The 14,929-nt window shown below is 65.8% G+C and carries 16 protein-coding genes; 4 read left to right on the top strand and 12 right to left on the bottom strand.

Features of this window, described 5'->3' with window-relative positions:
• Positions 1 to 87: 87 nt before the first annotated feature.
• From MET49242_RS11655 to MET49242_RS11680, 6 genes are all read right to left on the bottom strand, one after another.
• Positions 88 to 813 (bottom strand): hypothetical protein, encoded by a 726-nt coding sequence (locus MET49242_RS11655; RefSeq protein WP_036283092.1) that lies wholly within the window; start codon positions 811 to 813, stop codon positions 88 to 90.
• Positions 814 to 835: 22 nt separating this feature from the next.
• On the bottom strand, positions 836 to 2,269 hold the full coding sequence (locus MET49242_RS11660; RefSeq protein ID WP_036283094.1) for an OmpA family protein: 1,434 nt from the start codon (positions 2,267 to 2,269) through the stop codon (positions 836 to 838).
• A gap of 199 nt (positions 2,270 to 2,468) precedes the next feature.
• Positions 2,469 to 2,927, bottom strand: coding sequence for a ribonuclease HI (gene rnhA / locus MET49242_RS11665; RefSeq protein WP_036283096.1), 459 nt, complete (start codon positions 2,925 to 2,927; stop codon positions 2,469 to 2,471).
• Positions 2,924 to 3,889 carry a homoserine kinase gene (thrB, locus tag MET49242_RS11670; protein ID WP_036283098.1) on the bottom strand — a complete coding sequence of 322 codons (966 nt, stop codon included), beginning with the start codon at positions 3,887 to 3,889 and terminating at the stop codon, positions 2,924 to 2,926. Before thrB ends, rnhA begins: the two co-directional genes overlap by 4 nt.
• Before the next feature lie 25 nt (positions 3,890 to 3,914).
• Positions 3,915 to 4,883, bottom strand: a complete 969-nt coding sequence (gene ispH / locus MET49242_RS11675; protein ID WP_036283099.1) for a 4-hydroxy-3-methylbut-2-enyl diphosphate reductase — start codon at positions 4,881 to 4,883, stop codon at positions 3,915 to 3,917.
• Between the two features lie 155 nt (positions 4,884 to 5,038).
• Complete coding sequence (locus MET49242_RS11680) at positions 5,039 to 7,003, bottom strand: bifunctional diguanylate cyclase/phosphodiesterase (protein ID WP_036283101.1); 1,965 nt, start codon at positions 7,001 to 7,003, stop codon at positions 5,039 to 5,041.
• A gap of 228 nt (positions 7,004 to 7,231) precedes the next feature.
• Here MET49242_RS11680 and MET49242_RS11685 point away from each other — a divergent pair, with 228 nt between their 5' ends.
• Positions 7,232 to 8,185: a DUF937 domain-containing protein gene (locus MET49242_RS11685; RefSeq protein ID WP_036283103.1), complete on the top strand. Its 954-nt coding sequence runs from the start codon at positions 7,232 to 7,234 to the stop codon at positions 8,183 to 8,185.
• 9 nt (positions 8,186 to 8,194) lie between these two features.
• Here MET49242_RS11685 and MET49242_RS24225 read toward each other — a convergent pair whose 3' ends face one another.
• Positions 8,195 to 8,359 (bottom strand): Flp family type IVb pilin, encoded by a 165-nt coding sequence (locus tag MET49242_RS24225; RefSeq protein ID WP_084679029.1) that lies wholly within the window; start codon positions 8,357 to 8,359, stop codon positions 8,195 to 8,197.
• A gap of 304 nt (positions 8,360 to 8,663) precedes the next feature.
• Between MET49242_RS24225 and MET49242_RS11690 the strand changes: the two genes are divergently transcribed.
• Positions 8,664 to 10,052, top strand: coding sequence for a glutamate--cysteine ligase (locus tag MET49242_RS11690; RefSeq protein ID WP_036283105.1), 1,389 nt, complete (start codon positions 8,664 to 8,666; stop codon positions 10,050 to 10,052).
• Between the two features lie 92 nt (positions 10,053 to 10,144).
• Here MET49242_RS11690 and MET49242_RS11695 read toward each other — a convergent pair whose 3' ends face one another.
• Together MET49242_RS11695 and MET49242_RS11700 are read right to left on the bottom strand one after the other, a co-directional pair.
• A complete protein-coding gene (locus MET49242_RS11695; RefSeq protein WP_036283107.1) occupies positions 10,145 to 10,471 on the bottom strand; it encodes a porin in 327 nt (108 codons plus the stop codon).
• Between the two features lie 271 nt (positions 10,472 to 10,742).
• Positions 10,743 to 11,483 (bottom strand): 16S rRNA (uracil(1498)-N(3))-methyltransferase, encoded by a 741-nt coding sequence (locus tag MET49242_RS11700; RefSeq protein ID WP_036283109.1) that lies wholly within the window; start codon positions 11,481 to 11,483, stop codon positions 10,743 to 10,745.
• A 142-nt stretch (positions 11,484 to 11,625) separates the two neighbouring features.
• Between MET49242_RS11700 and MET49242_RS11705 the strand changes: the two genes are divergently transcribed.
• Both MET49242_RS11705 and ubiA read left to right on the top strand, forming a co-directional pair.
• A complete protein-coding gene (locus MET49242_RS11705) occupies positions 11,626 to 12,078 on the top strand; it encodes a hypothetical protein (protein ID WP_036283111.1) in 453 nt (150 codons plus the stop codon).
• Positions 12,075 to 13,025, top strand: a complete 951-nt coding sequence (gene ubiA / locus MET49242_RS11710; protein ID WP_051134157.1) for a 4-hydroxybenzoate octaprenyltransferase — start codon at positions 12,075 to 12,077, stop codon at positions 13,023 to 13,025. The genes MET49242_RS11705 and ubiA overlap by 4 nt, the downstream gene beginning before the upstream one ends.
• Before the next feature lie 4 nt (positions 13,026 to 13,029).
• Here ubiA and MET49242_RS11715 read toward each other — a convergent pair whose 3' ends face one another.
• From MET49242_RS11715 to MET49242_RS11725, 3 genes are read right to left on the bottom strand one after another with little or no spacing between them, the layout of a single operon-like run.
• Positions 13,030 to 13,464, bottom strand: coding sequence for a hypothetical protein (locus MET49242_RS11715; RefSeq protein ID WP_036283113.1), 435 nt, complete (start codon positions 13,462 to 13,464; stop codon positions 13,030 to 13,032).
• A gap of 29 nt (positions 13,465 to 13,493) precedes the next feature.
• Complete coding sequence (locus tag MET49242_RS11720; protein WP_036283115.1) at positions 13,494 to 13,697, bottom strand: hypothetical protein; 204 nt, start codon at positions 13,695 to 13,697, stop codon at positions 13,494 to 13,496.
• A 51-nt stretch (positions 13,698 to 13,748) separates the two neighbouring features.
• Positions 13,749 to 14,849 (bottom strand): ABC transporter permease, encoded by a 1,101-nt coding sequence (locus MET49242_RS11725; RefSeq protein WP_371212550.1) that lies wholly within the window; start codon positions 14,847 to 14,849, stop codon positions 13,749 to 13,751.
• Positions 14,850 to 14,929 lie beyond the last annotated feature (80 nt).

Here is a 14,929-nt window from a genome sequence, read left to right on the forward strand (position 1 = left end):
CGCGTTAAGCGGCGCAGGCGCGACGAGGAGCGCGCAGAAAAGCGCGAGCGCAAATGGACGCAAATTCGACACGTCGCCCCTTCCCTCTCAGGCGCGCTCCACTGCTTCATCCGCCTCGATGAGCGCGCGCGCCTGCTGAATCCACTTACTGCGTTCGACGCGACCGGGGGCGCCGATGGCCGCGCCGATCCATCTGGCGTTGTCCAGATTCCACGCGGCGATCTGATCATAATGGAAAACGCCGAGCGCGTGCAGCTTTTCGACGCTCTTAGGGCCGAGCCCCTTTATGCGGGCGAGATCGTCGGGCGCGCCGCCGCGCGGCGCAGCGAGCCTGGCGGGCGGCAGGCCGGGCAGCGATTTCTTCGCGGGCGGCGCCTCTCCCTCCATGGCGGGGGCAACATCGGCGGACGCGGGCGCTTCAGGGGATGCGACGGTCTCCTGCGGAACGATGATCGGCTCCGGCGCCGCGACGATCGGCCCCTCGCGACGCGTGACGACGACAGGCGCGACTTTCGGACGCTTCGGCTCGGGCGCGCCGCCGAGGGATTTCAGCGCGCCGCCGACCGGCAGGCCGACCGCATAGGCGAGGCCTGCGAGAAGCGCGATGTCGAAAGTCGCCGCCGTGCGCCCGCTCAGCATTTCGAGCCAGGAAACCGCGCCGCCTATGGCGAGCGCGAGGACGCCCGCGACGATGATCCAGCCGCCCGAAAATGTCGCGCTCTTCGCCGTGTTGAAAGTAACGAAGCCGACGAGCGCGCCGAGGGCGAGGGCGCCGGCGAACCATGGCCAACCGAGCGCAACCAAATACAGCATAAGCCTTCTCCGTTGCTCGCAGTTATCGCACGACGAATTCGACGCGCCGATTGCGCGCCCGATTTTCGTCGCTGTCGTTTGGCGCGACGGGGCGCTCGCTTCCATAACCGGCGGCCGAAACCCTGGACGGATCAGCGCCAGCCTTGATGAGGCGGTCGACCAGGACCTGCGCCCGCCGCTTCGTTCGGCTGCGATTGATTTCCTCGATGCCGAAATTGTCGGTATGCGCAGCGACCTCGATCGTCGCGGCCCGGCAACGCAGCACGGTCGCCGTCAGCGCGTCGACGAGCGGCGCCGAGTCCGCGGCGACAGCCGAATCATCCGTTTCGAAGATGATCGGCGTCCGCGCGAGGTCCGTAAGCGCCGTCCGGCAGGCGGCGGCGTCGAGCGGCGATCCGGCGGCGCGCGCGCCAAGGCGCCCGTCGTTCCTGAAACTCTTCGGCAGCGCCGCCGCGAAAGCGGCTTCGACCTCGGCGCGAGCTTCGTCGTAATGCGCGGCGCCGGTGAGCGTGACATTTGCGCCGCGGATCGAAAGCCTGCCCTCGGCAAGCCGCGAGAGCGCGGCGAGCGAGGCGTCGACGGCTTCGATGAAATTCGGCGGCGCGCCTGTGGCGATGGACAACCGGTCGGCGACCGTCGCGCCGAAGAAGCGGCGCCGCGCGGCCTCCACGATGCGCTTGCGCGCCCCCTCGTCGGGCGCGAAGCCGGTAAGCGTCGCCTCCGCGCCCTCGCGCGTCGCGCCGAAGACATAGGGCGACACGGGGCCGGCCACGACGTCGGCCCGGGCGAGTTCGAAGCCCTGCGGCAGCCGCGCCTTCGCCTCCGCTTCGATGGTCTCGGCCCGCACATTCTCGCGGCCCTGTCCCTCGACCGAGACCTTTCCGCCGGCGATAGCGACCCTGCCCTGCGACAGGCGCCCCAGCGCCTCGAGCGCGAAGCCGACCGCGGCGGCGTAGTCTCCCGTTGGCGCGGCGGCGTCGATCCGCGTCGCGTCGCTGACAGCCGCGCCCGCGCCGAGCGCCGCGATCTGCGCGACGACGGTCTTCCGCAGCTCTTCGCTCGGCAACTGACCGGAAAGCGTGATCATGCCCTCGCCGATCGCGGCCGAAAACGCATAGGGGTTCCCGCCGGGCGCGTCACGCGGCGGCGGCGACTCGGAGTCGACGGGTTTCGCGATCGCGACGACGGTCGAGGCGCCGGCGGCGAGTTTTCGCAGTCCCGGCGCCATACGCAGGTCGTCGAGCGCGCCGGCGGCAAGGCTGACGCCCGAAATCGTCACATCGCGGCCGGAGACGGATATTTGCGGCGAGCCGCCGCCCTCCGGCGTCCGCGCGAGCAGCGACGCCGCGCGGGATTGCAGATCGGCTTCGATCCGCGGCGTCAGATTCGCCGCGGCGAAATAAACAAGACCGGCGAGGATCGGCAGGCCGATCCACCATTTTCTGGGCTGGTGCATGGACGTCCCGTCTCCGTGCGGAGAGAATCAGCAAAGACGCGCATACTCTTGACTGCATGGTTGCTTGGCGCCCGCAGGTGTCAAGATGATGGCCGCAGAAAGAAGGGCGCGGCTCGCGCCACGCCCTTTCAGGTTTGAAGAAGAGAGTCCTGGGTATTGATAAGTCAAATAGGCGCGCCCGCGCGCTGTGCAAGGGGGCTCAGGCCGACGCCGACCGGCGCGGGAGAAAGGGCGCGAGGCCGGCGCGCGCGAGCGCGTCTGCGCGGTCGTTCATCTCATGGCCGGAATGGCCCTTCACCCAGTGCCAGTGGACGTCATGCCGCTCCTCGGCGGCCTCCAGGCGCTGCCAGAGCTCGACGTTTTTCACCGGCTTCCTGTCCGCCGTGCGCCAGCCGCGGGCTTTCCAGCCCTTGATCCAGGAGGTGACGCCGCCGCGCAGATATTGCGAGTCGGTGTAGAGATCGATCACGCAAGGCCGCGTCAGCGCCTCCAGCGCCATGATGGCGGCCATCAGCTCCATGCGGTTGTTGGTGGTCAGCGGCTCGCCGCCGCTTATTTCCTTTTCGTGTTCGCCGAACCGCAGGATCGCGCCCCAGCCGCCGGGGCCCGGATTGCCGGAACAGGCCCCGTCGGTCCAAATGGAGACGCGTTTCGTCATGGGGCCAGGCCGTATCCGCTCACGCCCTCCGCGGCGCGGTGGAAACGCAGTTTGGCGGCGTATTCGAGCGGGTCTTTCGGTCGCACGAGCGCGCCCTTGGGCACGTTCAGCCAATCCACGAAACGCGTGAGCAGGAAGCGCAGCGCCGCCCCGCGCGCAAGGAGCGGGAAGGCGGCGATCTCCTGCGCGGTCAGCGGCCGCAGCCGGCGATAGGCGGCAAGCAGCGCCACGCCCTTCTCCGGCTGGTAAACGTGATTCTCGTCGAAGCACCAGGCGTTGAGGCAGATCGCGAGGTCGTAGGCGTAGGCGTCGGTGCAGGCGAAATAGAAGTCGATCAGGCCCGAAATCCGGTCGCCGAGGAAGAAGACATTGTCGGGAAAAAGGTCGGCGTGGATGACGCCCCCGGGAAGTCCCTTCGGCCAGTTGCGCTCGAGATGGTCGAGCTCGGTTTCGACCAGTTCGCGCAGGCCTTCCGCCACCTCGTCGGCGCGCGTGGCGGAGGGCGAAAACAGCGGGCGCCAGCCCTGAACCGACAGCGCATTGGCGCGCGTGAGCGGAAAGCCCGCGCCGGCGACATGGAGCCGCGCAAGCGCCTCGCCGAGCGCGGCGCAATGGACGGGCTCGGGATGATGGATCGAGTATCCGTCGAGAAAGGTGACGATGACCGCCGGCCGGCCCGCGAGCCGGCCGAGCGAAGCCCCCGCACGGTTTTTCACCGGCTGCGGGCAGGTGACGCCCTGCGTCGCGAGATGCTCCATCAGCCCAAGGAAAAAGGGCAGATCGGCCTCCGCCACGCGCTTTTCGTAAAGCGTGAGGATGAAGCTGCCGGCGCTCGTGTGAAGGTAATAGTTCGAGTTCTCGACGCCCTCCGCAATTCCCTTGCAGGAGAGGAGTTCGCCGAGATCATAGGTCGCGAGAAAAGCGATCAGCTCCGCGTCGTCGACCTGAGTATAGACTGCCATGACGTCGTCCCTGAGAGCGGCGCCCTCAGGCGATCGCGCGCAGCTCCTTGGGCAGGGGGAAGGACACGCTCTCGTCGGCGGTGGAGACGGTTTCGACCGTTATCTCATAGCGCTCGGCGAAAGCGTCCATGATCTCCTCGACCAGCACTTCCGGAGCCGAGGCGCCGGCGGTGATTCCGAGCGAGGAGATATTGCCGAAGATCTCCCAGTCGATCTCGCCGCGGCCCTGCACGAGCTGCGCGGGCGCGCCGGCGCGCTCTGCCACCTCCCGCAAGCGCTGCGAATTGGAGGAGTTGGGCGATCCCACGACGATCACGGCGTCGACATGCGGAGCCACTTCCTTCACCGCCGCCTGCCGGTTGGTGGTGGCGTAGCAGATGTCTTCCTTGTGCGGCCCGACGATCTGCGGAAAACGGCGCATCAGCGCATTGACGATCTCCTGCGAGTCGTCGAGCGACAGCGTGGTCTGCGTCACATAGGCGAGGTTCGACTCGTCGTCGAGCTTCAGACCGGCGATGTCGTCGACCGACTCCACCAGCACCACCGCGCCATCCGGCAGCTGCCCCATTGTGCCGACGACTTCCGGATGGCCGGAATGGCCGACGAGCAGGACCCGGCGGCCGCGCTTCCAGTGGATTTCGGCCTCGCGGTGCACCTTGGTGACGAGCGGGCAGGTCGCGTCGATCGCGAGCAGATTGCGCTCCGCCGCCTCGGCGGAAACGGATTTCGCGACGCCATGGGCGGAGAAGATAACCGGCGCGTCGGTGCTCGGGATTTCCTCGAGCTCCTCGACGAAAATCGCGCCTTTTGCCTTCAGGGATTCGACGACGTAGCGGTTGTGCACGATCTCGTGGCGCACATAGACCGGCGGGCCGAATTTGGCGAGCGCGCGCTCGACGGCGTCGATGGCGCGGACCACGCCGGCGCAGAATCCGCGCGGCGAGCACAGAAGGATTTTGAGCGGCGGCTTCATACCGCGAGGCTGAACGTTCATATTGGCGCCTTCGGCAAATGGCGGGTGGCGGCGCCCGGGGCCCGCGTTCCGCCCGTGGAGGCCGCCCCCGGGGGGCCGGCCGCCCGCTTGTTGCGGCAGTTGGCGCAACTGATGTCGCGCCGGCGGGGGTCTGTCAAGCCGCGCGGGGGGCGAGGCTATTCCGCCGCGCGGCGATAGCCGGGCTCGCGCTCGCCGGCCAGGAGATAGGCGGCGACCTCCGGCTCGGCGATCGGTCTCGAGAAATAATAGCCCTGCGCGATGTTGCAACCGATGCTCGCGAGCGCCAGCACCTGTTCGGGACGCTCCACCCCCTCGGCCACGCAGGTGACGCCGATGTCGGCGCTCAGCGACTGCAACGCCTTCACGACATTGTAGCTGATCTCGTTGGTGGTGATGTCGACGACGAAGCTGCGGTCGATCTTGATCTTGTCGAGCGGCAGATTGCGCACATGGCTGAGGCTCGAATAGCCCGCGCCGAAATCGTCGAGCGAAATGCCCACGCCCAGCGCCTTGAGCGCCCGGATCGTCTCGCATGCCTGGTCGAAATCATGAGCGATCGTCGTCTCGGTGATCTCGAAATCGATGCGCCGCGGATCGACGCCGCTGCGGTGAATGATGTCGATGATCTGCAACACGCCATCGGCGGCGGAAATGTCGTGCGCGGAAAGGTTGAAGGAGAGCCGCACCTGCTCCGGCCAGTCGTTGGCGGCGGCCAGAGCCTTGCGCAACAGCACCTTGGTGAGGCGGCGGATGAAGCCAGAGCGCTCGGCGACGGGTATGAAATTGGCGGGCGACACCTCGCCGAGCGAGGGGCTCGTCCAGCGGGCCAGCGCCTCCAGCGCCAGCGTGCGGCCGGTGCGCGCGTCGACGATGGGCTGGAACACCATGGAGAGTTCGCTCTCCAGATCGGCGCTGTTCAACGCCAGTTCGATCACGCCATATTTGCGGATCTGCTCCTCATGCTCCTGCGAGAACAGGATCGCCTCGCCGCGCTTGTGGCGTTTGGCGTAATAGAGCGCATAATCGGCGCGCTCATAGAGCCGCGGCGGCGTGTCGGCGCTGTCGGGAAAAACCGCGAAGCCGACCGACGAGCCGATGCGCACATCGAGTTCGCCGAGGTAGAAGGGCGCGCGGATCACCGCGATGAGCCTGCGCCCGAAGTCGATGATTGCGCGGTCGGACGGGTCTCCCGCGACGATCAGCGCGAATTCGTCGCCGCCGAGCCGATAAAGCCTCGCGACTCCTTCGCAGCAGAGCTCCATGCGCCGCGCCGCCTCGACGAGCAGCCTGTCGCCGACGAGGTGGCCATGCGTGTCATTGACGGGCTTGAAGCCGTCGAGATCGACGACGCCGATCGCGAGACGCCGGCGCGACAGCTTCGCGGCCGTGAAAGCCTCGTCGAGCGCGCCGAAAAAATTGCGCCGGTTGGCGAGTTCGGTCAGGCTGTCGAGATTGGCGAGACGAAGATTTTCGTCGCTCAGCCGCTGCGTCTCATCCTGTTTGTGCATCAGTGATTTGCGGGATTCCACGAGATTGGAGAAATCTCGGTAATAGGCGAACAGCACCGCCAGCATCGCTACGGTGACGAGGGCGATGTTGACCGCCATCGCGCGCAGGTTCGCCTGATCCTCGAGCAGGAAATAGAGGATGAAAGGCACGTTGACGACGAGCGCGACCAGCAGCGCCGCGGATCGCACATGCATCAGACAGAAGATGCAGCCGATGACCGTTATCGCGATATAGAAGGCGACCTGACCGCGCGCATATGCGTCACCGTAATGATAAAGCGACAGGGCCCAGGCCGTGAAGAGGAATGAGAGCACGATCGCGAGCCGGTTGGCCTGCTGCAGCAGCCGCAAGGCGCGTTCGTCGCCAACGCATTCCGCATCGTGGGAAATCCAGAAGACGAAACGCGCCGCGCAAAAGAGACAAAGAGCGCCAGGAAGATAGAGCGAAAGATAGTTCGGCGCGACGCCATGGAAGGCGTAGCAGATCGCCAGCGAGTTGGTGATCAGGATGAAATAGAGCAGCGGGATCTGTTTGGAGAACGCCGCATATTGCGCTCTGACAAGCTCCACATTGTCGCCCGAAACCGTGAAAAGCTTTCTTGCAAGAGACATTTTGAACGTCCTTGGGTCGCAATCATTGCGACATGAACGATTGTAGACACGCTTGCGTCTGCCAAAGGTTAAATGAAGGGATCGAAGCCGAAAGACGCGAAATCATGATGAACGCTTTGACAGCGAGGAAATGAAATCGTCTCGCGTTTTGGCGATAATCGGATACCATGATTGCAATCAGGTAAGCGTCAGAAATTCCCCGGCGCGAAAATCTGGAGGGAGAGAAGCATGGCGGGCCTCGACGAAATTCTGTACTCGGCGCAGGGTGGACAGCTTGTCGCCAATCTCGCGCAGCGTTTCGGCCTGAGCGAGGAGCAGATGGAAAGCGCGATCAAGGCGCTCACTCCCGCGCTCGCCATCGGCCTCAGCAACGCGGCCGAGGAGCCCGCCGCATTCGGCAAGGTCGTCGGCGCGCTCTCGGCCACCGAGCGCTATTCCTTCTTCGACGAGCCCGAGGCGTCGCAGTCCGACGACTCGGTCGCGATGGGGCGCGATCTCCTCACCGACCTCTTCGGTTCGCCCGATGCGGCGGGTCAGGTCGTGCAGGTCGCCGCGCGCGAGTCGGGCGTCAGGCCGGACATTCTCAGCCAGCTTTTGCCGGTGCTCGCCTCGATCCTCATCAGCGGCCTCGGAAAAGCGATCAGCAACCAGGGCCTTGGCGGCGTTCTCGGGCAACTCGTCAATTCCGGCGCGCTCAATGACATCCTCGGCCAGGTGCTCGGCGGCGGCCAGACGCCCCGGCAAGGCGGCGAAGCGGGTCGGGCGTCGGGCGGCGGACTCGGCGATATTCTCGGACAGGTGCTCGGCGGCGGGCGCGCGCCGCAGCCGGGTCCATCCCCCACGCCGCCAGGGGGCGGGATGGCCCGCGCTCCCGGCGGCCTCGGAGACCTTCTGGGCGGGCTGCTCGGCGGGCTTCTGCGCGGCCGGCGGCCGCCGCCCGGCATGGATCGCGGCCCTGCCGACGCAGGCGGCGGCTTCAATCGCGGCGGGCCGCTCGACGTCGATTCCGGAATGGGCCGCCCGGGGCCGTCGGGACTGCCGGAGGGCATCGACGAGGCCTCTTTGCAGCAGGCGATCGAGCAGATCCAGAAGACGCTGAAGGTCGGGAAAAGCGCCCCAGCGAACACGGGCGGTCAATCCGATCTGGAGAGCCTGCTCGGACAGTTGCTGGGAAAACGCTAGAGTCGGAAATCAGAAATTGCCGATGAGCTTGCCGTAATAGAGCGTCGACAGCTTGGTGCCGATGGTCGTCGAGCCCGCAATGATGATGATCGACACCATAAAGGCGATCGTCACATATTCGAGGGCCGTCGCGCCTCGCGTGTCGACAAGAAAATTGCGCAATGACCGTAGCATCGTGCCTCCATGGCCGGTGAAGCTAAAGCAGGATTCTGTCAAAAACCTTAATTACTTCGCGGGCGTTTAATCAGACCACGGAGGGTCGGCCCGCCGGATCCGGAGGCGCGCGCCTCTCCGCTTCGGCGGCGTTCGCTCACGGACTTGCGCGCGGAGCGCTTTTCCGGCAATCCATCCGCCGGGGGCGCCGGACGACCGTGGCCGGGCGGCGCCCGAATCCTCCCCGGAAAGCGGCGCCCGCCGCCTTCCCCCAGCGCCTTGGTCGATCGCATCGACCCCTCTACTATGGAAAATCTTCTCTGAAATGGCCCGCGACGTATCAGACACGACGCCGATCACGTCGCAAAATGCGCTCGTCGAATCGCTGGAAGCCGGTTGCAAGGGCGTCGACGCCGTGCTGCGCATCGGCACGGAACACGAGAAGATTCCCTTCTACGCCGACAGGCTTGCGCCCGTGCCCTACGAGGGCGACGGCAAGCGCGGCGGCGTGCGCAGCCTTCTCGAAGGCCTGCGGGAGCGTATCGGCTGGGAGCCGATTCTCGACCAGGACAATCTGATCGGCCTCGCCGATCCGCGCGGCGGCGGCGCCATATCGCTCGAACCGGGGGGGCAATTCGAACTCTCCGGGGCGCCGCTCGTCGACGTTCACGCCACCCAGGCGGAACTCGACGCCCATCTCAGCGAACTCGGCGCCGTGGCGCGCCCGCTCGGCGTCAAATTTCTCGATCTCGGCTGCAGCCCGAAATGGTCGCGCGCGGAAACGCCCGCGATGCCCAAGCAGCGCTACGCCATCATGTCGGCCTATATGCCGAAGGTCGGCTCGCGCGGTCTCGACATGATGTTCCGCACCGCGACGGTGCAGGTGAATCTCGACTTCGTCAGCGAGGCCGACATGGTCGAGAAGATGCGCGTCGGCATTGCGCTGCAGCCCGTCGTCACCGCGCTTTTCGCCAATTCTCCGTTCCTCGACGGCAGGCCGACAGGGCAGTTGTCGCAGCGCTCCTGGATCTGGCGCGACACCGATCCGGATCGCACCGGCATGCTGCCCTTCGTCTTCGAGGAGGGTTTCGGTTTCGAGCGCTACGTCGAATATGCGCTCGACGTGCCGATGTATTTCGTCAAGCGCGGGGACGTCTATCACGACGTCGCCGGAGCGAGTTTCCGCGATCTTCTGGCCGGCCGCCTGCCGCAATTGCCGGGCGAGCGCGCGACGATGTCGGACTGGGCCAACCACCTCTCCACCATCTTTCCCGAGGTGCGGCTCAAGACCTATCTCGAAATGCGCGGCGCCGATGGCGGGCCGCGGGCGCATATGACCGCGCTGCCGGCCCTTTTCGCCGGGCTCTATTACGATCGCGTCGCGCTCGATCAGGCGCTTCAGATGACAAAGGGATGGAGCGCCGCCGCGCGCGAGACCCTGCGCGCCGAAGTTCCGACAAGGGCGCTGGCGGCCGGGATCGAGGGGCGCAGCGTGCGGGACATCGCGCGCGACATGCTGGAGATAGCGGCGGCGGGCCTCGAGCGCCGCGCGCGCTTCGATGCGCAAGGGCGCGACGAGAGAATCTATCTCGCGCCGCTGGAACGGATTGTGGAAGAAGGCCGGACGCTGGCGGAGCGCCGTCTGGAAGCCTATCGCGGCGCCTGGAGCGAATCAGTCGACGGCGCTTTCACGGACTGCGTCATCCCGATGTAAAAAACCTTTCCGGCCAGATCGAACCGGAAAGGCTTCTGATCTCATTGGCGTAACGCCACGCCTTCACGCGAGAAAGTCCGCCCGGCGTCTCCTCAGCGCGGGAACAGGTCGTTGAGCCCGAAGGGCGCGACTGGCTGAAGGTTGGCGGCGCGAGCGGCGGCGTGATGCACGCCGTCCTGCATGGCGACATAGCCCATCGGCGCGACCGGGGTGCGGGCGATGTCGACACGCACATGGCCGCCGATCCGAACGCATCCGTTCGATCCCGCAACCGCGACATAGTCCGAACCATAGCGCGCGCAATGGCTGACGGTCTCCGCGCCGGCCGGCGCGACGGCGAAGGTCGCAAGCATGGCTCCGAGCACGCTGGCGCTCGCGAAACCGGAAGATGCGAGGGGGCGTAAAGCGGCGAACATCATGGGTTGGTCAGCCTCGGTTCCGATTGTCGCGCGCCGCCGGGCGACGCGTCGGCCAATCTGGCCCAGTCAATTTTTTGCGGTCGGGTTTGCCGCTGAGCCGCCTTCCGCGACCTTGCGACGACGCCCTCCCGTCACCCGATCAATAGAGCCGAACATCGTGGCAGGATCGTGTCGCAATTGGCCAGGTCGTCCGTCTCATTTGGGATAGGAGCAATTTTCACTTTATTTTTCGTATAGTCGAAAGGTTAACGGTTGATGGCCGCACGAACCCTCAGCGCCAGTCGCCGATCGTCGCCTGCACGACGGCGAGCGCGGCGACGGCGGCGGTGTCGGCGCGCAGCACGCGCGGCCCCAGCGACAGACGGACGACATTGGGGAGACGCGCGATCGATTCGCGCTCGACGTCGTCGAAGCCGCCCTCCGGCCCGACGAGCAGACTGATTCCCTCGCCTTCCCTCCCAGCGAGCGCCGCGACGGGATTGGCGATCGGCGCGTCCTCGTCGCAGAAGACGAGAAGCCGCCCCGCGGGAAAGCCCGCCAGGAACTCGGGCAAATCCGCGGCCTCCCCCACCTCCGGCACGGCGAGAACGCCGCATTGCTCGGCGGCCTCGACGGCGTTGGCGCGCAGCCGCGATGTATTGACGCGGCGGACCTGGGTGCGGCGGGTGACGACCGGAAGGAGCCGGCCGGCGCCCATTTCGGTCGCCTTCTGGGCCATATAGTCGAGCCGCGCCTGCTTGAGCGGGGCGAAGCAATAGTCGAGGTCGGCGCGCGGCGTCTGGGGACGAAGCTGCGCGCCTACCGCGAGCCGGGCCGAGCGGCGGGTCACCTCCCGCAATTCCGCCCGAAATTCGCCATCGCGGCCGTTGAAAAGAACGATCGGGTCGCCCTCGCGCAGCCGCAGGACGTTCAGCAGGTAGTTGAGCGCTTCGGCGGGCGGGAGGACGTCGGCTCCCGGCGCCAGCGCGCTTTCGACGAAGAGACGCTGCGCAGAGAAGTCATAATGTGACAAGATCGGATCCTGCTGTGCGGCGGCGCCTTGCGGGGACCTTGCCTTGAAGCGGCCGCTTTGTTTGCCGACAGGTTGGCGAAAACTTGCATGACCGGCAAGCCTGCTGGTAACACAAACAGCCCCTTAAAGCGGATAGAACGTCATGATCATCGGCGCCTTCTCCTACCCGCGCATGGTCGCAGGCCTCTCGCTGCTGGCGCTTCTCGCCGGCGCGAGCGGCGCGTCCGCGCAGTCCTGCCAGGAGGACTTCCAGAAGCTGACGGAACGGCGCATGGGCCAGATCCAGGTTCTGAACAATCTGGGCAAGGCCGGCAAGGGCAAGATGGACCCGAACGCCGCCTGCCCCGCCGCCAAGAAGCTCGTCGGCATCGAGACCGAGATGCTCAACTACATGACCAAGAACAAGGAATGGTGCAACATTCCGGACAATGTGCTCGACGGCTTCAAGCAGGCGCGCAGCAAGACCCAGAACTTCGCCTCGCAGGCCTGCACGGTCGCCGCGAAGATGAAAAAGATGATGGAGCAGCAGCGCGAGCAGGCCGCCAACGGCGGCGGCATGATGGCGCCGCCCAAACTGCCCTCCGGACCGCTGTGAGCCTGACGCGCGGCGACGACGCCGACACTCTTCTTCCGGACGCTGTCGCAGATCATTGGCTCTGGCGCCATGCGCCGGCGAGGCTGCGCCCCTTCGTGCAGCTTGCGCGGCTCGATCGGCCCGTCGGCTGGTGGCTGCTACTTCTGCCCTGCTGGGAAGGAAGCGCGCTCGCCTCCGCCTCGCTCCGTGAGGCGCCCAATCTCTGGCATCTGACGCTCTTCTTCATCGGCGCCGTCGTGATGCGCGGCGCCGGCTCCACCTACAACGACTATGTCGACCGCGAGATCGACGCGAAAGTGGAGCGCACGCGCGGACGCCCTCTCGCGAGCGGCCGCGTCAGCCCCCGCGCCGCGATCTGGTTCATCGTCGCGCAATGCCTGATCGGCCTTTGGGTGCTTCTGTCCGTCAACGGCCTCACCATCGCGCTCGGCTTTGCGTCGCCGCTGATCGTCCTTCTCTATCCTTTCGCCAAACGCTTCACCTCATGGCCGCAGGCGATCCTCGGAACGGCCTTCGCCTATGGCGCGCTGCTCGGCTGGACGTCGCGCACGGGCGCGCTCGAGGCGCCGGCGCTGCTGCTCTATCTCGCCGCGATTCTGTGGACGATCGGCTACGACACGATCTACGCGCTGCAGGATCTGCGCGACGACGCGATTGCGGGCGTGCGTTCGACGGCGCGGCTCTTCGGCGAGAATGTGCAACTGGCGGTCGGCGGGCTTTATACGGGCTCCGTGATCAGCGCGGCGCTCGCGGTCCATCTCGCTGGCGGCGGCGTATTCGCCTGGCTCGGCGTCGTCGCCTATGCGGCGCATCTCGCCTGGCAGACGTCGCGGACTCGCGAAGACGTTGCTCCGCCGACGGCATTGAGGCTTTTCCGTTCGAATCGTGACGCAGGCCTGCTGCTTTTCGCCGGCTTTTTCCTGCAAAGCCTCGCGCGGCTGATGTGAAAATCTAAAACCGGCGCCCCGGCGGCGCGGGGTTGCATGTCAGAACGGCGATCTCGTCGCCATTGTCATATTTCATTTCGCCGCGATTGACGTCCAGCGTGTTGCGCACATGCTGGTCCGCGCATTTCTTCGCGCCGTCCTCCATGCAGAGGCGGTCCGAGCCGAAGGTGACGACGCTTTTGACCATGTTCATCACATAGACGACTTTTTCCTTGCGCCCGTATTTGTCGGGGCCGGAGATATAGGAGTCGCCGTCCTTGTATTCCTCCGCGACGCCTTCGCCCCACATGATCTGGAGGAAGTTGCGGTCGGTGTCGATGTCGACCATCGCCGTCTGGTTCGAACGCGCACAATCGAGATGAATTTCGGTCGCCGTCGCCGGAGTCGCACACAGCGCGAGCGCGGCGACGAAAATCGGATGCGCCGGATTTTTCGTCATGTCTGCCGCTCGCAATTGAAAACCCCGCGCTATTTGTCCAGTTCCTTCTTCGCATCCAGGCAGGAATCGAGCTGCGTGCGGCTCAGTTCCCAATAGGAGGCTCCGCACAGCGCCTGATAGCGGCTGCTGTTGAAGAAGGACCAGAGATTATAGGCGCCCAGAAGCAGCGCAATTACGGCGACGACTTTCAGGATGTTGTTGAATCTCGTGATCGGATCGGCGTCGGTCGTCATGCTGTCCTCCGCAGACAAATGTGAGGCGCGAAGCCCCGGCCGTCAACGGCCTCAGTCGAGCGTCTGGCGGAAGCGCATCACGGCGAGGCTCATTGCTGCAAGCGCGAAAATCGCCAGAGCGCCGGCGTCGACGGCCAGATCGGCGAAGCCGGAGCCTTTCAGCATCACCGAGCGCACGATGCGCAGGAAATGGGTGAGCGGCAAAATCTCGCCGAGATATTGCGCCCAGAGCGGCATGCCATGGAAGGGGAAAAGAAATCCCGAGAGAAGCATGCTCGGCAGAAAGAAGAAGAAACTCATCTGCATCGCCTGCAGCTGGTTCGTCGCGACTGTGGAGAAGCTGTAACCGACAGACAGATTGGCGACAATGAAGAGCAGCGCGAGCGGCGCGAGCACGAATAGCGAACCCACGACGGGCACGCCGAAAAGGAAATAGGCGACGATGAGGATCGTCGCCATCTGCACGCCGCCGACGACGATATAGGGCGCAATCTTGCCGAGCATGATCTCGACGGGGCGGATCGGCATGGCGAGAAGCGCCTCCATCGTGCCGCGCTCGATTTCGCGCGTGACCGACATCGCCGTATAGATCAGCATGGTCATGGTGAGGATGGTGCCGATCAGCCCCGGCACGATGTTGCGGCGCGTTTCGCCGGCGGGATTATAGCGACGCTGTATGTCGACGACGAAAGGCGGAGCGGGTTGCGCGAGCGAGGCGAGCGGTCCGGTGAGTTCGCGGTCGAGCGCCTGGCCTGCCGCGCCCAGCACCGCCGCGACGACGCCCGAGGTCGCGACGGGATCGGACGCGTCAGCGACGAGAAGCAAGGACGGCTTTTCGCCGCGCACGAGACGACTCGAAAAATCCGGCGGGATCTGCACGACGAATTGCGCCTTGTTGGAAAGGATCAGCCGGTCGGCGTCCGCCTCGCCCTTCGCCTCATATTTGATGTTCAGATAGTCGGTCGCGCGCAGGGCTCCGACCAGCGCGCGCGTGATGGGGCTGTCGTCGCTGGTCAGCAGCGCGGTCGGCAGGTGCTTGGGATCGGTGTTGATCGCAAAGCCGAAGAGCATGAGCTGGATCAGCGGAATGCCGACGATCATCGCGAAGGTCGGCCGGTCGCGCCGCAGCTGGATGAACTCCTTGGCGAACATGGCGACGAATCGCTGCCACGACTGGGCGACGGGGCCGCGCCGCGCGGGGCGGTTGGCGCCCCATATGCGTCGCGGCGCGG

It is taken from the genome of Methylocystis sp. ATCC 49242, from assembly GCF_000188155.2.
In the GTDB taxonomy this organism is placed as follows: Bacteria; Pseudomonadota; Alphaproteobacteria; order Rhizobiales; family Beijerinckiaceae; genus Methylocystis.